Below are 21,378 nucleotides of genomic sequence, written 5' to 3'. Positions count from 1 at the left end.
CGAATCTGGTTAATCTGGTAATCGCTGAACACGACAATCAGTCGATCAAGGCCGCGACGCTGAACGCGGTGTCGGCTGCACAGAAGATTGGCGGCGACGTGCACGTGCTGGTCGCGGGCCACAACGCGCAAGCGGCTGCCGATGCCGCAGCGAAGATCGCGGGCGTCGCGAAGGTCATTCTGGCCGACGCGCCGCAGCTCGCACAGGGTCTCGCGGAAAACGTCGAAGCCACGGTGCTGTCGATCGCAAAGAATTACTCGCACATCCTCGCTCCGGCGACGGCAGCGGGCAAGAACGTCACGCCGCGCATCGCCGCGAAGCTCGACGTCGCGCAGATCTCGGACATCACGGCCGTCGACAGCGCCGACACGTTCGAGCGTCCGATCTACGCGGGCAACGCGATCGCCACGGTGCAGTCGGCCGATCCGGTCAAGGTCATCACGGTGCGTACGACGGCGTTCGATCCGGTCGCAGCCGAAGGCGGCAGCGCGCCGGTCGAGAAGATCGACGCGGCAGCGGACAACGGCAAGGCGCAATTCGTCGGCCGTGAAGTCACGAAGCTCGATCGCCCGGAACTCACGAGCGCGAAGATCATCGTCTCGGGTGGCCGCGGTCTGGGCAGCGGCGAGAACTACACGAAGGTGCTGGAGCCGCTCGCCGACAAGCTGAACGCCGCGCTCGGCGCCTCGCGCGCCGCAGTCGACGCAGGCTATGTGCCGAACGATTATCAGGTCGGTCAGACCGGCAAGATCGTCGCGCCGCAGCTTTACATCGCGGTCGGCATTTCGGGTGCGATCCAGCATCTGGCCGGCATGAAGGACTCGAAGACCATCGTCGCGATCAACAAGGACGAAGAAGCACCGATCTTCAGCGTGGCCGATTACGGCCTCGTCGGCGATCTGTTCACGGTCGTGCCGGAACTCGTCAACGAGCTCGGCTAAGCATCGCGAATTACCGATGCGAATCACAGACGCCTGCATCGCATGACGTCTGACACCGAAAAGGGGCGCCGCGTGCGCCCCTTTTTTCGTTCATCAGCGGATGAAGGGGGAGACTGACATGTACGACGCACCGATACGCGACATGCTGTTCGTGATGAAGGAGCTGGCCGGACTCGACGAGATCGCCGCGCTGCCCGGCGGCGAGGACGCCACGCCCGAGACCGTCGAAGCCGTGCTGCACGAAGCCGCGAAGCTCTGTGGCGAAGTGCTCGCGCCGCTGAATGCCGAAGGCGATCGCCATCCGAGTCACTGGGACGACGGTGAAGTGCACGCGTCGCCCGGTTTCGCCGAGGCGTTTCGTCACTACGTGGCGGGCGGCTGGCAGGGCGTGCAACATCCTCAGGAATACGAAGGACAGGGTTTGCCCAAGCTCGTCGGCACGCCGTGCGTGGAGATGCTCAACTCGGCGAATCTCTCGTTCGCGCTGTGTCCGCTGCTGACCGATGGCGCGATCGAGGCGCTGCTCACGGCGGGCAGCGAGGCGCAGAAGCAGCGCTACGTGCCGAAGCTCATTTCGGGCGAGTGGACCGGCACGATGAACCTCACCGAGCCGCAGGCGGGCTCCGATCTCGCCGCCGTGCGCACGCGCGCCGAGCCGCAGGGCGACGGCACGTACAAGCTGTTCGGCACCAAGATTTTCATCACCTGGGGCGAGCACGACATGGCGGAGAACATCGTCCATCTCGTGCTCGCGCGCACGCCCGACGCGCCCGAAGGCGTGAAGGGCATTTCGCTCTTTATCGTGCCGAAGTTTCTCGTCAACGCGGATGGTTCATCGGGCGCGCGCAACGACGTGGAGTGCGTGTCGATCGAGCACAAGCTCGGCATCAAGGCGAGCCCGACGGCGGTGTTGCAATACGGCGATCAGGGCGGCGCGATCGGCGAATTGATCGGCGAGGAAAATCGCGGGCTGGAGTACATGTTCATCATGATGAACGCCGCGCGATTCGCGGTGGGCATGCAGGGCGTGGCGATTTCGGAGCGCGCGTATCAGAAGGCGCTCGGCTATGCGAAGGAGCGCGTGCAGAGTCGGCCCGTCGATGGCTCGTCGAAGGCGGCGGTCACCATCGTGCATCATCCGGACGTGCGGCGCATGCTCGGCACGATGCGCGCGCTCACCGAGGCGGCGCGCGCGCTCGCTTACGCGGCGGCGGGCGAGAGCGACCGCGCGCATCGCGATCCCGATGCCGCGGCGCGCGCGCGTCATCAGGCCGTCTACGAATATCTCGTGCCGATCGTGAAGGGCTGGAGTACCGAGTCGTCGATCGAGGTGACGAGCCTCGGCGTGCAGGTTCACGGCGGCATGGGTTTCATCGAGGAGACGGGCGCGGCGCAGTTCTATCGCGACGCGCGCATTCTGCCGATCTACGAAGGCACGACCGCGATCCAGGCGAACGATCTGATCGGACGCAAGACGTTGCGCGACGGCGGCGCGGTGGCGAAAGCGCTGGCGGCCGAAATCGGCAAGACGGTCGCGGAACTCGGCGCGCAGGACGGCGGCGCGTTCAAGTCGATGGCGAAGTATCTGGCGCTTGGGCAGGGTGCGTTCGAGTCGGCCGTGGATTTCGTGCTGGCGAATGCGAAGCGCGATCCGAACGCGGTGTTCGCGGGCAGTGTGCCGTATCTGATGCTCGCGGGCGTCGTGCTGGGCGGCTGGCAGATGGCGCGCGCGATGCTCGCCGCGCAACGGCTCATGCCGCACGATCCGGCGTTCTACGGCGCGAAGATCGCGACGGCGCAGTGCTATGCGGAGCAGGTGTTGCCGCGCGCGCTGGCGCTCGAAGCGGGTATCGTCAACGCGAAGGGCGACGAGGGCGTGCTGGCATTGCCGGAAGATCAGCTCTGATTGACGGCGTGCGGGGTCATGAAAAACGGCGGCCTCTCTTCAGAGCGCCGCCGTTTTTTGCCGCCTTCAACGAAGCGGCGAGTCCTTAAGCGTAAGCCGGGCGATGCGTGCCGTGCTGTTCGCCGAGGTAGCGATAGACCGAGAGGTCGTCGGCCTTGATCGCGGGTTGCTTGCCGGAGATGAGGTCGGCGAGCAACTGGCCCGAGCCGCACGACATGGTCCAGCCGAGCGTGCCGTGCCCCGTGTTCAGGAACAGGTTCGAGAGCGGCGTGCGGCCGACGATGGGCGTGCCGTCCGGCGTCATCGGGCGCAGACCGGTCCAGAAGCTGGCTTGAGCCGTATCGCCGCCGCCGGGGAACAGATCGTTCACGCACATTTCGAGCGTTTCGCGGCGCGCCTGCTTGAGCGACTTGTCGAAGCCGACGATTTCCGCCATGCCGCCCACGCGGATGCGGTCGTCGAAACGCGTGATCGCGATCTTGTAGGTTTCGTCGAGCACGGTGGAGACCGGCGCGGCGTCGGCGTTGACGATCGGCGCGGTGATCGAATAACCCTTGAGCGGATACACCGGAATCTTCATGAGACCCGAGAGCATCTTCGTGGAGTACGAGCCGAGCGCGAGCACATAGCTGTCGGCGCGCACGAGTTCGCTGCCGCATTGCACGCCCGCGATGCGGTCGCCCTGCACGGCGAGGCCGTCGATCGGCGTGTTGTAGCGGAACTTCACGCCGAGTTCGGCGGCCATCGCGGCGAGGCGCGTGGTGAACAGCTGGCAGTCGCCGGTTTCGTCGCCGGGCAGACGAAGGCCGCCCGTGAGCTTGTGCGAGACGGCGGCGAGCGCGGGTTCGGCGCGGCCGAGTTCGGCGGCGCTCAGAAGTTCGTATGGCACGTTGGCGTCCTTGAGCACGGCGATGTCCTTCGCCGCGCCTTCGAATTGCTGCTGCGTGCGGAACACCTGCAGCGTGCCGCCCGTGCGGCCTTCGTACTGGATGCCGGTGTCGGCGCGCAGCGCCTGCAGGCAGTCGCGGCTGTATTCGGCCAGACGCACCATGCGGCCCTTGTTCTGCGCGTAGCGCCCGGCCGTGCAGTTCTGCAGCATCTGCCACATCCATTGCAGCTGGAACTTCGTGCCGTCGAGGCGGATGGCGAGCGGCGCGTGCTTCTCGAACATCCACTTGATCGCCTTGAGCGGCACGCCCGGCGCCGCCCACGGCGCGGCATAGCCCGGCGAAATCTGGCCGGCGTTCGCAAAACTGGTGTCGAGCGCGGGACCGGACTCGCGGTCGATCACCGTCACTTCATGGCCCGCGCGGGCAAGATACCAGGCGCTGGCCACACCGACCACACCACTGCCCAACACGACGACTCGCATAGCTGCTCCGTAGAGAGAATTGTTTGGGCTACGCGGTCTTGCCGGGGCGCCGCAGGGCCGTTTTGAGCGGCGGCAGGGCGGATGGCACGAAAATCCGGATGTAGCCAGTAATATCGACTATGCTATTGTTGTAAGACTAGGTTTTGTTATTGTATTTATCTGATTTTCAGGAAAAAAACATGAGAACGCAGCGTCAGCCGGTCCGCGCACTCGACCGGCTCGATCACCGCATCCTCAAGCTGCTTCAGCAGGACGGCCGCATGGCCATGAAAGACCTCGCCGAGCAGGTCGGGCTGTCGGTCACGCCGTGCATCGAGCGGGTCAAGCGCATGGAGCGAGACGGCGTCATCACGGGCTACTACGCGCGCGTCAATCCGAACGTGCTCGGCGCGGCGCTGCTGGTGTTCGTGGAGATCACGCTCGACCACAAGAGCGGCAACATGTTCGATCAGTTCCGCCGCGAGGTGCAGAAGATTCCCGAGGTGCTCGAATGCCATCTGGTGTCGGGCGACTTCGACTATCTGATCAAGGCGCGCATCGGCGAAATGGCGGACTACCGCAAGCTGCTCGGCGACATCCTGCTGCAACTGCCGGGCGCGGTGCAGTCGAAGAGCTATGTGGTGATGGAAGAGATCAAGGAGACGCTGACGATCGCGGTGGGCGAGTAGTCCGGCTCAAGCGTCGGGTTCTGGCAACCAACTCCGCCCCGTTTTTCGCACTCGACAAAGCGTCTCGATACTGTATATTTGTACAGTATCGAGACGCTTTGTTTTTGCCCCGCCGTGAACCGCAACCCACCCGCGAACGACGCTAATCGCGCCCCCGACCCCGACGCCTGGTATCCCGTCGCGCCGCCCGCGCCGCGCAAGGGGCGCGGCGCGGTCACGAACCTGCAAGGGCGCTACGAGGTCGATCAGCGCGAGGCATACGACGACGGCTGGCAGCACGTCGAATCGCCGGCCGACGCGCGCGAGCGCAGCGATGAAGCGGGCGCGCAAATCGACGAGCAAGCCAACGCGCAAGCCGGCGAGCGCGAAACGCCGGAGCCCGCGCTGCGCACGCAGATCTACGAGGAGCGCGCGAAAAGCATCCTCACGCGCAACCAGTCGCCGGACATTCCGTTCAACGTGTCACTCAATCCCTATCGCGGTTGCGAGCACGGCTGCATTTATTGTTTCGCGCGGCCCACGCACAGTTATCTGGGACTTTCGCCGGGTCTCGATTTCGAGAGCCGCCTGTACGCGAAGATCAACGCGCCCGAACTGCTCGCGCGCGAACTGGCGAAACCCGGCTACGAGCCGGAGCCCATCGCGCTCGGCGTGAATACCGACGCCTGGCAGCCCGTCGAGCGCGAGCTGCGCATCACGCGGCGCGTGATCGAGGTGTTGGCGCAGCGGCAGCATCCGTTCGCGGCCATCACGAAATCGTCGCTGATCGAACGCGATCTCGACCTGCTCGCGCCGATGGCCGAGCGCCAGCAGTTCATGGCCGCCATCACCATCACCACGCTCGACGCCGACATCGCGCGCACGCTGGAGCCGCGCGCGGCCACGCCGTCGCGCCGCCTGCGCACGATCCGCACGCTCGCGCAGGCGGGCATTCCGGTGGGCGTGAGCATCGCGCCGGTGATCCCGTTCGTCACCGAACCCGACATGGAGCGAGTGCTCGAAGCCTGCGCCGAAGCGGGCGCGACGAGCGCGAGCTTTATCGTGCTGCGGTTGCCGTGGGAAGTCTCGCCGCTGTTTCAGGATTGGCTCGCCGCGCATTTCCCGCAGCGTGCCGAGCGCGTGATGAGCAGCGTGCGCGACATGCGCGGCGGCAAGGATTACGAGTCGTCGTTTTCGCAGCGCATGAAGGGCACCGGGCTATGGGCCGACCTGCTCAAGCAGCGCTTTCACAACGCGGTGCGGCGGCTCGGGTTGAACGAGCGGCGTCACGGCATTCTCGACATGTCGGAGTTCGTGCGCGCGAAGGCGCAGGAACAGAAGCGCCAGCTCGATCTGTTCTGAGCGCAATGGCGCTGCGGTTACGTGAATGCCGCGTTACTGCGAAATCGCCTTGGCGGCTTCGACCTGCGATTCGAAATACGTCTGGAACGAGAGCGCGAGGCCGGTCATCAGCAGGAATGCGCCGATCAGCAGCGAGAAGATCACGACGAAGATCACGGTCCAGCCCGAGCGGCTCGCGCGCCGGCCCGCGAAGGCGGCGTTGAATTGCGCGTCCCACTTCGCGTCGGGGCGCAGACCGTAGACGATCGCGGCCAGAAACGCCGAGAGCACCGAAATCGCGCCGATCACCGCCATCCCCCAGCCGGGCACCGACGCGCGTTCGGTGGCCATCAGCAGCAACACACCCGGAATGCCGATCAGCGTGCCGCCGATGTGCGCCCAGCCCCAGACGTCGCGCGCGCCATACAGATAGAAGCGATGCGCGCCGAGGCTGCCAAGCAGAAAGGCGAGAGCGGCGGTGAGCGTCTTGTTGCGAAAGCGTGCTGCGGGCTTGTTTTGATTGGACATGAGCAGGCAGTGAGCAGGCGAAGAGCGGGCGAAAAGCAGATGAAGCGCAGACGAGGGCGCGATGGGCGCGCGGCCCATTGTACGTGGCGTGCGCGCGCGCCAGCAGAGCTTGGCGCTTATGTTCGCGCTCACGCGTGCGGCGTTCGTGCGGCGTCCGGGCCCGCGCTTACGGCTTCGAATACGTCACGCGATAAATCGCGCCCGCGTAGTCGTCGCTGATGAGCAGCGAGCCGTCGGGCAAGGGCAGCACATCGGCGGGACGGCCCCACTGGGTGTCGTCCGCATCGAGCCAGCCTTGCGCGAACACCTGCTGCTGCACGTGCTTGCCGTCCGCGTCGACGCTCACGCGCGCCACGCGATACCCCACCTTCTTGCTGCGATTCCACGAACCGTGCTCGGCGATGAAAATACTGTCGCGATACTCGGCCGGGAACATCGTGCCTGTATAGAAGCGCATGCCGAGCGCCGCGACGTGCGCGCCCAGTTGCGCGACCGGCGGCGTGAAAGCGCTGCACGGATGATCCTTGCCGAACTCGGGATCGCTCACGTCGCCGCCATGGCAGTACGGAAAGCCGAAGTCGAGCCCCGCGCGCGGCAGGCGGTTGAGCTTGTCGGAAGGGATATCGTCGCCGAGCATGTCGCGGCCGTTGTCGGTGAACCAGAGTTCGTGCGTGCGCGGATGCCACGCGAAACCGACGGTGTTGCGCACGCCGCGCGCGAGGGTTTCATAGTGCGTGCCGTCCGGGTCCATGCGGCCGATCATCGCGTAGTGCGTGCGCTGCGGATCGTTCGCGGGCAGGCAGACGTTGCACGGCGCGCCTTGCGGCACGTAGAGCTTGCCGTCGGGACCGAAAGCAATGAACTTCCAGCCGTGATGGCGCGAATCGGGCAGCGAGGACGTGACCACGGCGGGCTTGGGCGGATTGTCGAGATGCGTGTCGATGCCGTCGAGCCGCACGATCGAAGAAACCGCGGAGACATACAGTGCGCCGTCGCGCCAGGCCACGCCGACGGGCATCGTGAGCCCCGAGGCGATCACGTGCCGTTTGACGACGCGCCCGTCGTGCAGCTCGAGCGCGTAGACGCGGCTGTCCATGCTGCCCACATAGAGAATGCCTTGCGGCGAGAGCGTCATTTCGCGCGCGGCGGGCACGTCGTCGGAGAGGACTTCGATGTGGAAGCCCGGCGGCAACTGGATGCGCTCGATCGGCAGGGCGGCGCGCGCGAGCGGCGCGAGCAGGAGGATCAGCAGGGCGATGCCGAGGCGTGTCGCCGAGCGCGTCCAACGCGATTTGTTGCGGCGGGGAGACAGGGCCGGATCAGATGGCCGCGGCTGCATGGCGAAGCGGGCGGCGGCGGAAAAACCGCCGCGCGGGGCGTCAGGCGGGGCAGTCATGTGCTGGAACGCTCGTGCGAGGCGGGTGCGAATCGCCGTTCGATCGTCGTGCATCGTCGCTTTCTCCTGGGGTTTCCACAGGGTCTCCGAGCAAGATTCCAGTTAAGTGTTTGTTATGGCATTGGTTTCGGGCTATAATCGCATGTTTCAGTAGTCCCGAACCCCCGGTTTTCAAGGATTCTAGTATGGTTATCATCCGTCTGGCACGCGGCGGCTCGAAGAAGCGCCCGTTCTACAACATCGTCGCAACCGATTCGCGTAACCGTCGCGACGGCCGTTTCATCGAGCGCGTGGGCTTCTACAACCCGGTCGCTACCAAGGGTGAAACGCTGCGCATCGCTCAAGATCGCGTGACGTACTGGCAGGAAAACGGCGCGCAAATGTCGCCGGCTGTCGAGCGTCTCGTGAAGCAATCGCAAAAGGCTGCTCCGGCTGCTTAAGTGCTTGCATGATGCTTGCCGGGCTGCGTCGCTCGACTACGGTTTTGTACCCGGTCTTGCCGCAGTCTTTCACCTGTTTCACCGTGCGCGTAGCGTAAGCCGCGTGTACGACATCAAGCTGGCTGCGAGGTTTGTCCATGCCCGAGCATGACGACGCAAAAGCGGACGCCAAGGCTAAGGGCGAGGTATCGCAGAGCAGTGGCAAGACCGGCGGGCGCGCCGCGCCGTCGTTTGGCGCGTTCGCGCGCAAGGCGCCGGTTCGTGACAATGCGCGTGCTCAGATGCGTGAAAACGCATCGGAAAGCACCGCCGCGAAAGGCGAAGGTCTGCGCGCCGAATCTGAGGCGAGCTGGCCGGCCGACGCGGTCGAGGTCGGCGCCGTGATCGATGCCTATGGCCTCAAAGGCGGGCTGAAGATCGCGCCGCACGCCGAAGGCGGCCGCGCGCTCATCGCGGCGAAGCGCTGGTGGTTCCTCAAGGGCCGCGAGCGTCCCACGCTGCATTCCGCGGTGCGCGCGAGCGCCAAGGTGCACGGCGACTCGGTCGTCGGGCAACTGAACGCAATCGCCGACCGCGACGCCGCGCTGCAGTTGCGCGGCGCGCGTATCTACGTGAGCCGTGCCGATTTCCCCGCGCCGGAAACCGACGAGTATTACTGGGTCGACCTGATCGGTCTCGACGTCGCCAACGAGGCGGGTGTCGATCTCGGCAAGGTCGCCGGACTCATCGACAACGGCGCACAGTCGGTGTTGCGCGTCGAGTATCCCTCGGCGGGCAAGGACGGCAAGCCTGTCACCGGCGAGCGGCTGATCCCGTTCGTCGGCGTATTTGTGAAGACGGTCGACCTGGCGGCGAAGCGCATCGTCGTCGACTGGGACGCCGATTTTTGATCCTGCTGTGCTGATTCGCTGAACGGAGAGAGCGATGCAGTTCGATGTCGTCACGCTCTTTCCTGAGATGTTTCGCGCGATCACCGACTGGGGTATCACCAGCCGGGCCGCGAAGCAGGAGCGCTATACGCTGCGTACGTGGAATCCGCGCGATTTCACGACCGACAACTACCGCACCATCGACGATCGCCCTTACGGCGGCGGCCCCGGCATGGTCATGCTGGCCAAGCCGCTCGAAGCGGCCATCGGCGCGGCGAAAGCCGCGCAGGCGGAGCAGGGCGCGCGCGAACCGCGCGTGCTGCTGATGTCGCCGCAAGGCAAGCCGCTTACGCACGAGCGCGCTGTGGAGTTCGCCCAGGAATCCGGTTTCGTGATCCTGTGCGGCCGCTACGAAGCGATCGACCAGCGTCTCGTCGACCGTCACGTCGACGAGGAAGTGAGTCTGGGCGACTTCGTGCTGTCCGGCGGCGAACTGCCGGCGATGGCGCTGATGGACGCGGTGGTGCGATTGCTGCCGGGCGTGCTGAACGACGCGCTCTCGGCGGTGCAGGATAGTTTCGTCGACGGTCTGCTCGACTGTCCGCATTACACGCGGCCGGAAGAATACGACGGCGTGCGGGTGCCCGATGTGCTGCTCGGCGGCCATCATGCGGAAATCGAGCAATGGCGCCGCCGCGAATCGCTGCGCAATACGTTTCACAAACGGCCCGATCTGATTGCGCGGGCCCGCAAGAACAAGATGTTGAGCCGTGCCGACGAGGCATGGCTCGCTAGTCTCGCGAAAGGTTCGAGCGAAGCGTAACGCTTCGGGCGGGCAGGGCGCGGGACGCCCAAGGCGGCGCCGCTTCATGCGTGAACGGCGCCAGTTGTGAATCCATCCTCTATCGGGGCCGTGCTGCCGCACTGTGGCGCAGGTACGAACGCCGACAAGATGGCTTACGGAGTCATTCATGAATCTGATCGAAAAGCTCGAACAGGAAGAAATCCAGCGCGTGCTGGGCGAGAAAACCATCCCCGAATTCGCTCCTGGCGATACGGTGATCGTCAACGTGAACGTGGTTGAAGGTAACCGCAAGCGCGTTCAGGCATACGAAGGCGTCGTGATCGCAAAGCGTAACCGCGGTCTGAACTCGGCGTTCATCGTTCGCAAGATCTCGTCGGGCGAAGGCGTCGAGCGTACGTTCCAGACGTACTCGCCGCTGCTGGCCAGCATCGTGGTGAAGCGCCGCGGCGACGTTCGTCGCGCGAAGCTGTACTACCTGCGCAACCTGTCGGGCAAGAAGGCACGTATCAAGGAAAAGCTGGTGTCGAAAGACCGCGCAGCTGCTCCGGCCGAACAGGCGTAAAAGCTGTAAGAAAGAAGCACCCCTCGGGGTGCTTTTTTCTTTTTGGCCGCAAAATACTCTCCTGTGCCCGAACCTCGAGTCAGCCGTTGATCCGTCCAGTATTTGAACCCGAAAGCCTGCCGATCGAATCGACGGGCGCCGATCTGCCTCACATCGCCGCCGATCGGCTCACGCCCGATGGCCTGCGCGCGCGCTTCGAGCAGCGCCTGCCGTGGCAGCCCGAGCCGCAGGAAGCGCGCGTGCTGGAGATCCGCGATCCGCGCGAGGCCGCCGTGCTGATGCCGATCGCGATGCGGCCCTCGGGTCTTACGGTGCTGCTCACGCAGCGCGCCGACAATCTCAGCAATCACGCAGGTCAGGTCAGCTTCCCCGGCGGCAGCCGCGAGCCGTCCGACCCCACGCCGATCGCCGCCGCGTTGCGCGAGGCGCACGAAGAGGTCGATCTCGATCCGGCGCGCGTCGAGGTGCTGGGGGCGTTGCCGGACTACCTCACGGGCACGGGTTTTCGCGTCACGCCCGTGGTGGGCCTCGTGCACGAGCCGTTCACGCTCGCGGCCGACTCGCTCGAAGTGGCGAGCATCTTCGAGGTGCCGCTCGGCTTTCTGATGAACCCCGCGCACCACGAAGTGCGCGTCTGGCGCTGGGAAGGCGGCGAGCGCCGCTTCTTCGCGATGCCGTATCCGCAGCAAGGCGTGCAGCCCGGCGATATACGTGGCGTGGGCGGCACGCATTTCATCTGGGGCGCGACGGCGGGCATGCTGCGCAACTTCTATCGTTTCCTGCTCGCCTGAGGCGAGGTGCGGGGCGCTCGGCGGCCCCTCAAGAACGCCCGCGTTCGTGCCGATAACGTGTTGCTGTTGTGTCTTTGTCGCCAGAGGTTCAGGCACATCTGGCCCTGTGATATCTTTGCAGCACCTTTCCAACACTCGAATCGCACGGCGCGTCGCATGACCTTCTTTTCCGTATTGCTGGCTCTCGTCATCGAACAGGTGCGGGCGCTGTCGCCCAACAACCCGGTCATGGCGCTCGTGCGCCTCAATGCGGAATGGGCCGCCCACGGCTTCGACGCGGGCAAGCAGAAGCACGGCGTGCTCGCCTGGCTCGTGGTCGTGCTGCCGTGGACCCTGGTCACGGCGCTCGTCTACTACGTGCTCTATCACATCAGCTTCGTGCTGGCGTTCCTCTGGAACGTGGTGGTGGTGTACTTTACGCTCGGCTTTCGCCAGTTCAGCCACTATTTCACCGATATCCACCTCGCGCTGAATAACGACGACGTGCCGCGCGCGCGTGAAATCCTCACCGAGTGGACCGGCATCGACGCCGTGGACATGCCCGTGAGCGAGATCGTGCGCCACACCCTGATCCACGCGGTGGTGGCCTCGCATCGTCACGTGTTCGGCGTGTTCTTCTGGTTCCTCGTGCCGATCGGTCCGGCGGGCGCGGTGCTGTATCGCCTCTCCGAATACCTCGCGCGCGAATGGTCGCGTCCGGCCGACGACCGCACGGAAGCGTTCTCGAACTTCGCGCAGCACGTGTTCTTTGTGATCGACTGGATTCCGGCGCGGCTCACGTCGCTGGGCTTCGCGATCGTCGGCAATTTCGAGGACGCCATCTACGCCTGGCGCAACCATGCGAACCAGTGGCCGGACACCAACGAAGGCGTGCTGCTCGCCGCCGGCAGCGGCGCGCTGGGCGCGCGTCTGTCCGGTCCGCTCGCGGAGCAGTCGAGCGTCGACGCCATCGCGCAGCCGGGCGAGGGCGGTCCGTACACAGTCGGCGACGACTGCACGCCGCGCACGCTGCAATCGGCCGTGGGCCTTGTCTGGCGCGCCGTGATCCTGTGGATGATCCTGCTGCTCATGCTGACCATCGCGCTCTGGGTTTGAGCGTGGGCGCTTAGGCTGCTGTCGCCGCAAGCGAATCAACGCGAATAAAAAAGGCCCGTGCAGGTTGCACGGGCCTTTTGCATTTCGTCGCTGGTTGCGCGCCGCTTCAATCGTCGAGCGGATCGCGCTCGCGTCCGCACTGCCAGCAGACCGTGAATTGCGGCTCCAGCGTCTCGCCGCACTGCGCGCAGCGCCACGGCCGCGCGCCCGGCGGCGGCCCGCTGGTGGCGTCGGCGATCAGCTTGCGGGCGAGCGTTTCGTCGCGCTCGTCGACGAGCCAGATCTCCGGCGCGCACTGTTCGGCGGGAATCTCGCCCATCGCGCCGCTCAGATAGCGGTTGTGCAGCTCGCAAGGCACGCCGGCCGTCGCGAGGATGTTCATCCAGTGCTGGGCGATCACCACGTTGGGCGCGCGAACGAGCTTGAGCATGGCTGCCGCGCGGCCTTCAGCGCACGATCTGGCTGATCTCGTGCACGAGCTGCGCGTAGAGCGCGTGACGCTCGGGCGCGACGCGGCCGTCGGCGACCGCTTCGAGAACCGCGCAGCCCGGCTCGTGCAGGTGATGGCAGTTGTAGAAGCGGCAATGCGCGAGCAGCGGCCGGAACTCGGGGAACGCGCGCTCCAGCGTGCCTTCGGTCAGGTGATACAGCCCGAACTCCTGGAAACCCGGCGAATCGATCAGCGCGCCGCCGCCAGGCAACTTGTAGAGACGCGTGAACGTCGTGGTATGGCGTCCGCTGTTGAGCGCGGTGGAGATCTCGCGCGTGGCCGCTTCGGCGTCCGGAATCAGCAGATTCACGAGCGTCGATTTGCCCATGCCCGACTGGCCGAGCAGGATCGTCTGATGGCCGTTCAGATGCGCGGAGAGAATCGCATGCGCTTCCTCCGGATGCTGCTTCTCCGACACTTCGAGCACCGTATAGCCGAGCGCGCGATAGCGCTCCAGTCGCTGGCGCGCGAGCGGCAGCACGGCTTCCAGGTCGATCTTGTTGAGCAGGATGATCGGCGTGAGCCCGTTGGCCTCGGCGGCCACGAGCGCGCGCCCGAGCAGGTCTTCGCTGAAGTGCGGCTCGGTGGCGAGCACGATCAGCAACTGGTCGAGATTCGCCGCGAAGAGCTTCGACTTGAACTGGTCGGAGCGATAGAGCAGATTGCGCCGCTCGCCGATCGCCACGATCACGCCCTGGTCGGCCGACGTCGACTGATAGTCGACGCGGTCGCCCACCGCGACCTCGCTCTTCTTGCCGCGCGGAAAGCACTGGAGCGGCGCGCCGCCGCCGTCGGGCGCGACGAGATAATGGCGGCCGTGTGCCGCGATCACGACGCCGTGCAGCGTGGCCGCCGCGCCGGCCTGTCCCGCCGGCGAGGCGGACGCGCCGGCGGATTTCGAGGCGCGCCGGCTCATGCGTGCGACATCAGGCGATCGATCCGCTGCGAAGCCGGCGGATGCGAGTAGTAAAACGCCGTGTAGAGCGGGTCGGGCGTGAGCGTGGACGCGTTGTCCTCGTAGAGCTTCACGAGCGCGTTGACGAGCTGCTGCGCGTCGGTCTGCGTGGCCGCGAAGGCGTCCGCTTCGAACTCGTGCTTGCGCGAGCTGAGGCTGCCGAGCGGCGTGACGAAGAACAGGAACACCGGCACCGCGATGAAGAACAGCACGAGCGCGAGGCCCTCGTTGCCGCCGAGCAGCGACGGACGCACGCCGAGACCTTCGTAGAACCACACGCGCTGCGTGAGCCAGCCGAGCACGCCGAGCAGCACGAGGCTGATCGCGAAGGTCACGAGCATGCGCTTGATGACATGGCGGCGCTTGAAGTGGCCGAGTTCGTGCGCGAGCACGGCTTCGATCTCGCTGCCCGAGAGGCGCGCGAGCAGCGTGTCGAAGAAGACGATGCGCTTGGCCGCGCCGAAACCCGTGAAATACGCGTTGCCGTGCGCGGAGCGGCGGCTGCCGTCCATCACGAACAGGCCCTTGGCCGCGAAGCCGCAGCGCTGCATCAGCGCTTCGATGCGCGAGCGCAGGGCTTCGTCGCGCAGCGGCTCGAACTTGTTGAAGAGCGGCGCGATGAAGGACGGGTAGAGCACCAGCACGAGCATCTGGAACGCGACCCAGACGACCCACGTCCAGAGCCACCAGAGGCTGCCCGCCTGCTTCATGAGCCAGAGCACCACGAACAGCAGCGGAATGCCGAACAGCGCGCCGATCACGAGACCCTTGATGCGATCGGCGAAGAAAATGCGCCGCGTCATGCGGTTGAAGCCGAAACGCTCCTCGACCACGAACTGGCGGTAGTAATCGAGCGGCAGTTCGATCAGACCGCTGACCGCGAGCACGGCGCCGACCAGCGCGATCTGGCCGACGTAGTCGCGCCCGAGCCAGTCGGAAATGCCAAGGTCGATGGCCTGCACGCCGCCGAGCAGCGTGAGCGCGATCAGCACGACGGTGGACAGCACGATCTCGACCATGCCGAGGCGCGTGCGCGCGACGGTGTAGTCGGCGGCGCGCTGATGGGCCGCGAGCGGGATGGTGGCCGCGAACTGCGCGGGCACCGCGTCGCGATGCGCGGCGACGAAGCGGACCTGCCGCGAGGCGAGCCAGAGTTTGGTCGCGACCATGGCCAGAACGGCGGCCACGAAAAGAATGCTGAAGGCCAGCGCGGGGGAGAGATTAGGCATCCGGGAAGTCCGTGGTATCTATGCGACAATTATATGTTCTCGTCGGCCCGGCCATCGCATCTCGCGATGGCGTCGCGCGCGCGGCGTCCCCATCGTGTTTCAGCGTTCCAGGTTCTCTTCCATGACTGACATCAATTCTGCCGATCCGGCGGGCCAGGCGACTCCGGCAATGGAGCGCACCGACATGAACCTGATCTGGCTCGACATGGAAATGACGGGGCTCGACCCCGATAACGACCGCATCATCGAAATCGCGGTGGTCGTGACCAATTCCACGCTCGACAAGATCGTCGAAGGCCCCGTGCTGGCGATTCACCAGTCCGAAGCCGTGCTCGACCGCATGGACGAGTGGAACCGCAACACGCACGGCCGCTCGGGCCTGACCGAGCGCGTGCGCGCCTCGACGGTGACCGAGGAAAGCGCGACCGAGGAAATCCTCGCGTTTCTCTCGCAGTACGTGCCGCCGGGCAAGTCGCCGATGTGCGGCAACTCGATCTGCCAGGACCGCCGCTTCATGGCGCGCTGGATGCCCACGCTCGAGCGCTTCTTCCACTATCGCAACCTCGACGTCAGCACGCTCAAGGAACTGTGCCGTCGCTGGCAGCCCGCGATCTACAAGGGTTTCCAGAAGCGCGCGATGCACACGGCGCTGGCCGACATCCACGAGTCGATCGACGAACTCAAATACTACCGCGAGCATTTCCTGATTCCGGCGGCCAACGTGCCTGCGGACGCGCAGGCGGCGAAGTAAGCGGCGCGCGGACCGGTGAATCGGTGAATAGATAAAACGGCGCCCTCGGGCGCCGTTTTGCTTGCAGGCGTGTTGCGGCTCGAATGGATCAAGCGCGCGGCGGACGCTGCGCGTTCTTCGGACGGAACGCCGCCACGACGTTTGGATCGGTTTCGATATACGGGCCCCCGATCAGGTCGATGCAATACGGCACCGCCGCGAAAATGCCCGGCACCTTCACGGCGCCGTCGGCGTCGCGCAGGCCTTCGAGCGTTTCCTTGATCGACTTCGGCTGCCCGGGCAGGTTGACGATGAGCGCCGCGTGATCGTCGGTTTCGCGGATCACGGCGACCTGGCGCGACAGAATCGCCGTCGGCACGAAATTCAGGCTGATCTGGCGCATCTGCTCGCCGAAGCCGGGCATTTCCTTCGTGGCGACCGCGAGCGTGGCCTCGGGCGTCACGTCGCGGCGCGCGGGGCCGGTGCCGCCCGTGGTCAGCACGAGGTCGCAGCCGAGGCCGTCGACGAGCGCCGTGAGCGTGGCCGAGATGGTGGCCGCGTCGTCGTGGATCAGGCGCGTTTCGGCGCGCCACGGCGATTTGAGCACGGCGCCCAGCCATTCCATCAGCGACGGAATGCCTTTGTCCTCGTAGACGCCCGCGGTGGCGCGGTCGCTGACCGACACGAGGCCGATCACGAGTTCATTGGGATGGCTGCGCTCAGGCTTCGTCATCGTCGCGGTCCTCGTCGGCGCGCGCGTTGCCGGTCTGGTCGTGATCGTCGCCGTCGTCGGCCTGGGCGCTCGCGTCCTTGATCCACTGGAACAGCTCGCGGAAGTACTTGGGCGGCTTGGCCTGCTGCTGCTCGCGGCGGACGTTGCGGATCAGCGTGCGGCCTTCCTGCGGGTCGGCGGCAGGATGCTGGCGGATGAATTCGGTCAGCGCGGCGTCGTCGGCGAGCAGTTTTTCGCGGGTGCGCTCGATCCAGTGCAGGCGCGCCGTGGCAGCCTTGTTCACGCCGCGATACTCGTCGAAGGCGGTGCGCAGCGCGGCGACTTCGTCCTCGCGCAGGCCGCGCATCATGCGGCCCACGTACTGAAGCTGGCGGCGCTTGCCTTCGTGGTCGGTGATGCGGCGCGCCTCGTGGACGGCATCCGCGAGGTCTTCCGTCATCGGCATGCGCTTGAGCGCGTCTTTCGGCAGCTCGACGAGCGCCGTGCCCAGCTCCTGCAGCGCGGTCATTTCGCGCTTGAGCTGCGATTTGCTGGGGCGATCGTAGCCGTTGTCGTCCTCTTCGGCGACAGCGTCGTTCATCGGTTGAATGCGGGTTTTGCGTTTCATGGGGCGTATTGTAGCGCGCGCGGGAGGGCGCATCGGACGGATGGGTCGCGCGCGCGCCGGCAAGCCCATACGCGAGCCGCGAGACGGTGCGCGCCGGCAGGCGCCCGTGGTGCTGGGTGCGCGTTCGCATACCTTGCTATGATCGCGGAATGCGCCTGAAGCAAGGGCGCCTGATGCGACACCTCCGACACACGACAAGCGGGCCGCCTGGCCCGAAACCGGACCGTAACGACAATGGCAGCAGACATCGAAGCCCGGCAACGTTTTTTCCCGCACACCCAGGACGAACTCAAGGAAATCGCGTCGGACATTCTCCGGCACGCGAAGACGCTCGGCGCGAGCGACGCGGCGACCGAGATCTCCGAAGGCGACGGCCTGTCGGTTTCCGTGCGGCGCGGCGAAGTCGAAACCATCGAGCATAACCGCGACAAGTCGGTCGGCGTGACCGTCTACATCGGCAACAAGCGCGGCAACGCGAGCACCTCGGACTTCTCCGCGCAGGCGCTCAAGGACACCGTGGCGGCTGCGTACAACATCGCGCGCTTCACCGCCGACGACGACTGCGCGGGCCTCGCCGAGCGCGAGCTGCTGGAAACCGCGCCGCGCGACCTCGACCTCTATCATCCGTGGAGCATCACCGCCGACGAGGCGGTCGAAATCGCGCGCCGCGCCGAAGACGCCGCGTTCGCCACCGACCCGCGCGTGACCAACTCGGAAGGCGCGAGCGTCTCCGCGCAGCATTCGCAGTTCGTGCTGGCCACCTCGGGCGGCTTCATTCACGGTTATCCGTACTCGCGCCACTACGTCGCGTGCGCGCCGATCGCGGGCTCGGGCCGCAGCATGCAGCGCGACGACTGGTACACCTCGCGCCGCAGCGCGAGCGAGCTGGCCTCGCCCGAAGCGGTGGGCCGCTACGCCGCCGAGCGCGCGCTGTCGCGCCTGAACGCGCGCGGTCTGGACACGCGCAAGGTGCCGGTGCTGTTCGAGGCGCCGCTGGCGGCGGGTCTGCTCGGCGCGTTCGTGCAGGCCGTGAGCGGCGGCGCGCTGTATCGCAAGACCTCGTTCCTCGTCGACAGCCTGGGCAAGCCGGTGTTCGCGCCGCACATCCAGGTCGTCGAAGATCCGCACGTGCCGCGCGCCGCGGGCAGCGCGCCGTTCGACGAGGAAGGCGTGCGCACGCAGCGCCGCGAAGTCGTCAAGGACGGCGTGGTGCAGGGCTATTTCCTCTCGTCGTACTCGGCGCGCAAGCTGGGCATGCAGACCACCGGCAACGCGGGCGGCTCGCACAACCTGCAACTGCAAAGCTCGCTGACGAACCCCGAGGACGACTTCGAAGCCATGCTGAAGAAGCTCGGCACGGGTCTGCTGCTGACCGAGCTGATGGGGCAGGGCGTGAATTTCGTGACGGGCGATTATTCGCGCGGCGCGTCGGGTTTCTGGGTCGAGAACGGCAAGATCCAGTATCCGGTCGAGGAAATCACCGTGGCGTCGACGCTGCAGGAAATGTTCCGCCACATCGTCGCGGTGGGTGCCGACACGCTCGCGCGCGGCACGCGTCAGACCGGCTCGGTGCTGATCGAGCGCATGACGGTGGCGGGGCAGTAAGCGCGCGTTTGAGACGCTCGAATGGAAAACGGCACGCCTGAGCGTGCCGTTTTTGTTTTGGCGGACGAGTTTGGCGGATGCGTTGCGTGCGCCCGTTAATCGCGCCGCTCGTACGTCACGAACGCGAAGTCGAAGTCGTTGGGCGGATTCGCGTGCAACGTGTCGCGCGCGGTTTCCTGCCACTGATCCGGATCGGGCGCGGGGAAGTGCGCGTCGCCTTCGAAGTCGGCGGCGATCTCGGTGACGATCAGCTTGTGCGCGAGCGCGATGCCTTCCGCATAGAGCTGCGCGCCGCCGATCAGGAACGCCTCGGGCGCCTGATCCTGCGCGGCGAGCGCGAGCGCTTCTTCGAGGCTCGTGGCCGTGTCGCAGCCCGGAAAGCGCTTCGTGGCGTCGCGCGTCACGACGATGTTGCGACGGCCCGGCAGCGCGCGGCCGATCGATTCATGCGTCTTGCGGCCCATGACGATGGGCGCGCCCATCGTCGTGCGCTTGAAGAAGGCGAGGTCTTCGGGCAGGCGCCAGGGCAACTCGTTGTTGCGGCCGATCACGCCGTTGCGGGCGCGAGCGACGATCAGGGTGAGCGTCGTCATCGTGAGTCGAAGTGCAAAAGGTTTGAAAGGTCAACCGCTTCGATTCTACCCGACGCCGTGCGCCCACCCGCCGGCCTCGCGACGCGACGCTTCCGCGCCGAGCCTGCGTGCGTCCCGCGCCGATTTCACTCCGGATCGGCGGGCGCGGCCTCCGGCTGGTTCTCCGCCTCGCCGCCGAAGATCGTCTTCTCGTCGCGCAAGCCGTGCGTGCCCATGAGCCGGTACAGCGTCACGCGCGAAATGCCGAGATCGGTGGCCGCTTCGTTCAGGCGATGCCGATGGCGCAGCAGGGCCGCTTCGATCGCGCGCTTCTCAGCGGCTTCGCGCGCGGCCGCGAGCGTGATCGTTTCCTGCTCGGAGAACTGGCCGAGATCGAGATCGTCGGCGGAAATGAGCTTGCTCTCCGCCATCACGATCGCGCGGCGCACGCGGTTGATCAGTTCGCGCACGTTGCCGGGCCAGTTGTAGTTGTACATGGCCTCGATCGCGTCGGGCGTGAAGCCGCGAATGCGCCGCGCGCTGTCCTGCTTGAACTTGTGCAGCACGTGATGGGCGAGGATCTCGATGTCCTTGCCGCGCGCGCGCAGCGGCGGTTCGTCGACGCGCAGCACGCACAGGCGGTGGAACAGGTCCGCGCGGAAGCGTCCGTCGCGCATCGCGGCTTCGAGATCGACGTGGGTCGCCGAAATGATGCGCACGTCGACGGGAATCTGCTCGCGGCCGCCGAGGCGCTCGATCTTGCCTTCCTGGAGGAAGCGCAGCAGGCTCGCCTGGCTTTCGAGCGGCAGATCGCCGATTTCGTCGAGAAAGAGCGTGCCGCCGTTGGCCGCTTCCACGCGGCCGATCTTGCGCTGGTTCGCGCCCGTGAACGCGCCGCGCTCGTAGCCGAATAGTTCGGATTGCAGAAGATGATGCGGGATCGCGCCGCAGTTGATCGGCACGAACGGCGCCTTGCGCCGCGGCGAGCGCTCGTGAATCGCGAGCGCCGTAAGTTCCTTGCCGGTGCCCGATTCGCCCGAGATGAACACGGTCGCGTCGGTGTTCGCCACTTTGCGGATCGTGCGGAAAAGCTGCTGCATCGCTTCGCAGGTGCCGACCATCTCGTCTTCGTCCTGGCTCGCGGCGGCGGCCGCGGCGGGCGTTTCGTCGAGGTCGCACAGCGTGACCATGCCGAAGGCGTGTCCCACGAGATAGTCGAGCGTCGCGTGCGCGACCGGCAGATGCACGTAGTCGAAGCAGTAGTGGCGGATCAGGCGGCGCACGTCGCGGTCGGTGAGACGCTGCGCGTCGGTGAGCGCGATCCAGCCGACCTGCTGCAGGCTCAGCGCCGCTTCGAGTCCGGCGATGTCGCGCGGCGCGAAGCCGGTCAGATCGACGATGCCGGCGCAGGCGGGTTCGGCCTTCACGAGGCGCGCGGCCTCGTGCGCGGTCTTCGCCGTGGCGATCTGCCAGCCGCGGCTTTTCAGGTGCGCGCTCAACTGTGTGTCGGGCGTGCGCGCGACGTACAGCAGCACGCGCTCCAGCCCGGCCACCGGTCGTGCGTCGCTCGCGCGCGCCGCGGCCATGCCGGGCGTCGCGACATCCGGCGTCGCGGCGCCCGGCGCGGCCACATCCGACGCCGACTTGTCCGGCTTCGCGGCGACGGAGGGTTGGGGGACGGACGCCACCGCGAGCCGCTGGCTCATGCCAACGAAAGGTGTCACGGTGGCGCTCAGATGTGAGGGTTCGCGCACGATCGGCCTC

At 66.2% G+C, this 21,378-nt stretch carries 22 protein-coding genes; 12 read left to right on the top strand and 10 right to left on the bottom strand.

Annotated elements, in window-relative coordinates; genetic code table 11:
• Positions 1-5: 5 nt before the first annotated feature.
• Both G5S35_RS10375 and G5S35_RS10370 read left to right on the top strand, forming a co-directional pair.
• Entirely contained in the window at positions 6-941 is a 936-nt protein-coding gene (locus G5S35_RS10375) for an electron transfer flavoprotein subunit alpha/FixB family protein (protein WP_124263076.1), read from the top strand.
• Positions 942-1,059: 118 nt separating this feature from the next.
• Entirely contained in the window at positions 1,060-2,847 is a 1,788-nt protein-coding gene (locus G5S35_RS10370; protein ID WP_183038271.1) for an acyl-CoA dehydrogenase, read from the top strand.
• An 85-nt stretch (positions 2,848-2,932) separates the two neighbouring features.
• Here the strand turns inward: G5S35_RS10370 and G5S35_RS10365 are convergent, their stop codons facing one another.
• Positions 2,933-4,219: a D-amino acid dehydrogenase gene (locus tag G5S35_RS10365; protein ID WP_074983887.1), complete on the bottom strand. Its 1,287-nt coding sequence runs from the start codon at positions 4,217-4,219 to the stop codon at positions 2,933-2,935.
• A gap of 179 nt (positions 4,220-4,398) precedes the next feature.
• On the opposite strand from G5S35_RS10365, the gene G5S35_RS10360 reads away from it, so the two are divergent.
• Both G5S35_RS10360 and G5S35_RS10355 read left to right on the top strand, forming a co-directional pair.
• Positions 4,399-4,887 (top strand): Lrp/AsnC ligand binding domain-containing protein, encoded by a 489-nt coding sequence (locus tag G5S35_RS10360; RefSeq protein ID WP_074983885.1) that lies wholly within the window; start codon positions 4,399-4,401, stop codon positions 4,885-4,887.
• A gap of 114 nt (positions 4,888-5,001) precedes the next feature.
• Positions 5,002-6,228, top strand: coding sequence for a PA0069 family radical SAM protein (locus G5S35_RS10355; protein WP_183038270.1), 1,227 nt, complete (start codon positions 5,002-5,004; stop codon positions 6,226-6,228).
• A 33-nt stretch (positions 6,229-6,261) separates the two neighbouring features.
• Here the strand turns inward: G5S35_RS10355 and G5S35_RS10350 are convergent, their stop codons facing one another.
• Positions 6,262-6,735, bottom strand: coding sequence for an NINE protein (locus G5S35_RS10350; protein ID WP_183038269.1), 474 nt, complete (start codon positions 6,733-6,735; stop codon positions 6,262-6,264).
• Positions 6,736-6,901: 166 nt separating this feature from the next.
• Positions 6,902-8,131 carry a PQQ-dependent sugar dehydrogenase gene (locus G5S35_RS10345; RefSeq protein ID WP_420874513.1) on the bottom strand — a complete coding sequence of 410 codons (1,230 nt, stop codon included), beginning with the start codon at positions 8,129-8,131 and terminating at the stop codon, positions 6,902-6,904.
• 185 nt (positions 8,132-8,316) lie between these two features.
• On the opposite strand from G5S35_RS10345, the gene rpsP reads away from it, so the two are divergent.
• The 6 genes from rpsP (at position 8,317) to G5S35_RS10315 (ending at position 12,693) form a co-directional block, all read left to right on the top strand.
• The gene (gene rpsP, locus G5S35_RS10340) at positions 8,317-8,571 is read left to right on the top strand and encodes a 30S ribosomal protein S16 (RefSeq protein ID WP_065061258.1); all 255 of its coding nucleotides are present in this window, start codon (positions 8,317-8,319) and stop codon (positions 8,569-8,571) included.
• A gap of 137 nt (positions 8,572-8,708) precedes the next feature.
• Positions 8,709-9,461, top strand: coding sequence for a ribosome maturation factor RimM (gene rimM / locus G5S35_RS10335; protein ID WP_074983878.1), 753 nt, complete (start codon positions 8,709-8,711; stop codon positions 9,459-9,461).
• A 34-nt stretch (positions 9,462-9,495) separates the two neighbouring features.
• Positions 9,496-10,263 (top strand): tRNA (guanosine(37)-N1)-methyltransferase TrmD, encoded by a 768-nt coding sequence (gene trmD, locus G5S35_RS10330; protein ID WP_074983877.1) that lies wholly within the window; start codon positions 9,496-9,498, stop codon positions 10,261-10,263.
• Positions 10,264-10,411: 148 nt separating this feature from the next.
• Positions 10,412-10,807, top strand: a complete 396-nt coding sequence (gene rplS / locus G5S35_RS10325; RefSeq protein ID WP_065061261.1) for a 50S ribosomal protein L19 — start codon at positions 10,412-10,414, stop codon at positions 10,805-10,807.
• Between the two features lie 86 nt (positions 10,808-10,893).
• Positions 10,894-11,598, top strand: a complete 705-nt coding sequence (locus G5S35_RS10320; protein WP_110328316.1) for a CoA pyrophosphatase — start codon at positions 10,894-10,896, stop codon at positions 11,596-11,598.
• A gap of 156 nt (positions 11,599-11,754) precedes the next feature.
• On the top strand, positions 11,755-12,693 hold the full coding sequence (locus G5S35_RS10315; protein ID WP_065061263.1) for a CobD/CbiB family protein: 939 nt from the start codon (positions 11,755-11,757) through the stop codon (positions 12,691-12,693).
• Positions 12,694-12,799: 106 nt separating this feature from the next.
• On the opposite strand, the gene G5S35_RS10310 is transcribed toward G5S35_RS10315, so the two are convergent.
• From G5S35_RS10310 to G5S35_RS10300, 3 genes are read right to left on the bottom strand one after another with little or no spacing between them, the layout of a single operon-like run.
• Positions 12,800-13,123 (bottom strand): putative signal transducing protein, encoded by a 324-nt coding sequence (locus G5S35_RS10310; protein ID WP_065061264.1) that lies wholly within the window; start codon positions 13,121-13,123, stop codon positions 12,800-12,802.
• Positions 13,124-13,139: 16 nt separating this feature from the next.
• Positions 13,140-14,099 carry a ribosome small subunit-dependent GTPase A gene (gene rsgA / locus G5S35_RS10305; RefSeq protein WP_065061265.1) on the bottom strand — a complete coding sequence of 320 codons (960 nt, stop codon included), beginning with the start codon at positions 14,097-14,099 and terminating at the stop codon, positions 13,140-13,142.
• Complete coding sequence (locus G5S35_RS10300; protein ID WP_065061266.1) at positions 14,096-15,367, bottom strand: M48 family metallopeptidase; 1,272 nt, start codon at positions 15,365-15,367, stop codon at positions 14,096-14,098. The genes rsgA and G5S35_RS10300 overlap by 4 nt, the downstream gene beginning before the upstream one ends.
• Positions 15,368-15,488: 121 nt before the next feature.
• On the opposite strand from G5S35_RS10300, the gene orn reads away from it, so the two are divergent.
• Entirely contained in the window at positions 15,489-16,118 is a 630-nt protein-coding gene (gene orn, locus G5S35_RS10295; RefSeq protein WP_074983872.1) for an oligoribonuclease, read from the top strand.
• Between the two features lie 88 nt (positions 16,119-16,206).
• On the opposite strand, the gene mog is transcribed toward orn, so the two are convergent.
• Entirely contained in the window at positions 16,207-16,830 is a 624-nt protein-coding gene (mog, locus tag G5S35_RS10290; RefSeq protein WP_074983870.1) for a molybdopterin adenylyltransferase, read from the bottom strand.
• Entirely contained in the window at positions 16,817-17,437 is a 621-nt protein-coding gene (yjgA, locus tag G5S35_RS10285; RefSeq protein WP_074983868.1) for a ribosome biogenesis factor YjgA, read from the bottom strand. The genes mog and yjgA overlap by 14 nt, the downstream gene beginning before the upstream one ends.
• Positions 17,438-17,671: 234 nt before the next feature.
• On the opposite strand from yjgA, the gene pmbA reads away from it, so the two are divergent.
• Positions 17,672-19,042 (top strand): metalloprotease PmbA, encoded by a 1,371-nt coding sequence (pmbA, locus tag G5S35_RS10280; protein WP_065061270.1) that lies wholly within the window; start codon positions 17,672-17,674, stop codon positions 19,040-19,042.
• 95 nt (positions 19,043-19,137) lie between these two features.
• Here the strand turns inward: pmbA and G5S35_RS10275 are convergent, their stop codons facing one another.
• Positions 19,138-19,635 (bottom strand): dihydrofolate reductase, encoded by a 498-nt coding sequence (locus G5S35_RS10275; protein WP_065061271.1) that lies wholly within the window; start codon positions 19,633-19,635, stop codon positions 19,138-19,140.
• A gap of 125 nt (positions 19,636-19,760) precedes the next feature.
• On the bottom strand, positions 19,761-21,368 hold the full coding sequence (locus G5S35_RS10270; protein ID WP_321855586.1) for a sigma-54 dependent transcriptional regulator: 1,608 nt from the start codon (positions 21,366-21,368) through the stop codon (positions 19,761-19,763).
• Between the last annotated feature and the right edge of the window lie 10 nt (positions 21,369-21,378).

The sequence above is a fragment of the Paraburkholderia tropica genome, from assembly GCF_014171495.1.
Taxonomy (GTDB): Bacteria; Pseudomonadota; Gammaproteobacteria; order Burkholderiales; family Burkholderiaceae; genus Paraburkholderia; species Paraburkholderia tropica.
The sequence above is the reverse complement of the archived record's forward strand: the minus strand, read 5'-3'. Positions and strand labels throughout refer to the sequence as shown.

Excerpts from the sequence above, each read along its gene's own strand:
- G5S35_RS10370 (WP_183038271.1), top strand. The coding sequence starts at position 1,060 with ATGTACGACGCACCGATACGCGACATGCTGTTCGTGATGAAGGAGCTG.
- G5S35_RS10365 (WP_074983887.1), bottom strand. The coding sequence starts at position 4,219 with ATGCGAGTCGTCGTGTTGGGCAGTGGTGTGGTCGGTGTGGCCAGCGCC.
- G5S35_RS10360 (WP_074983885.1), top strand. The coding sequence starts at position 4,399 with ATGAGAACGCAGCGTCAGCCGGTCCGCGCACTCGACCGGCTCGATCAC.
- G5S35_RS10350 (WP_183038269.1), bottom strand. The coding sequence starts at position 6,735 with ATGTCCAATCAAAACAAGCCCGCAGCACGCTTTCGCAACAAGACGCTC.
- G5S35_RS10345 (WP_420874513.1), bottom strand. The coding sequence starts at position 8,131 with ATGACTGCCCCGCCTGACGCCCCGCGCGGCGGTTTTTCCGCCGCCGCC.
- rpsP (WP_065061258.1), top strand. The coding sequence starts at position 8,317 with ATGGTTATCATCCGTCTGGCACGCGGCGGCTCGAAGAAGCGCCCGTTC.
- rimM (WP_074983878.1), top strand. The coding sequence starts at position 8,709 with ATGCCCGAGCATGACGACGCAAAAGCGGACGCCAAGGCTAAGGGCGAG.
- trmD (WP_074983877.1), top strand. The coding sequence starts at position 9,496 with ATGCAGTTCGATGTCGTCACGCTCTTTCCTGAGATGTTTCGCGCGATC.
- rplS (WP_065061261.1), top strand. The coding sequence starts at position 10,412 with ATGAATCTGATCGAAAAGCTCGAACAGGAAGAAATCCAGCGCGTGCTG.
- G5S35_RS10315 (WP_065061263.1), top strand. The coding sequence starts at position 11,755 with ATGACCTTCTTTTCCGTATTGCTGGCTCTCGTCATCGAACAGGTGCGG.
- G5S35_RS10310 (WP_065061264.1), bottom strand. The coding sequence starts at position 13,123 with ATGCTCAAGCTCGTTCGCGCGCCCAACGTGGTGATCGCCCAGCACTGG.
- rsgA (WP_065061265.1), bottom strand. The coding sequence starts at position 14,099 with ATGAGCCGGCGCGCCTCGAAATCCGCCGGCGCGTCCGCCTCGCCGGCG.
- G5S35_RS10300 (WP_065061266.1), bottom strand. The coding sequence starts at position 15,367 with ATGCCTAATCTCTCCCCCGCGCTGGCCTTCAGCATTCTTTTCGTGGCC.
- orn (WP_074983872.1), top strand. The coding sequence starts at position 15,489 with ATGACTGACATCAATTCTGCCGATCCGGCGGGCCAGGCGACTCCGGCA.
- mog (WP_074983870.1), bottom strand. The coding sequence starts at position 16,830 with ATGACGAAGCCTGAGCGCAGCCATCCCAATGAACTCGTGATCGGCCTC.
- yjgA (WP_074983868.1), bottom strand. The coding sequence starts at position 17,437 with ATGAAACGCAAAACCCGCATTCAACCGATGAACGACGCTGTCGCCGAA.
- pmbA (WP_065061270.1), top strand. The coding sequence starts at position 17,672 with ATGGCAGCAGACATCGAAGCCCGGCAACGTTTTTTCCCGCACACCCAG.
- G5S35_RS10275 (WP_065061271.1), bottom strand. The coding sequence starts at position 19,635 with ATGACGACGCTCACCCTGATCGTCGCTCGCGCCCGCAACGGCGTGATC.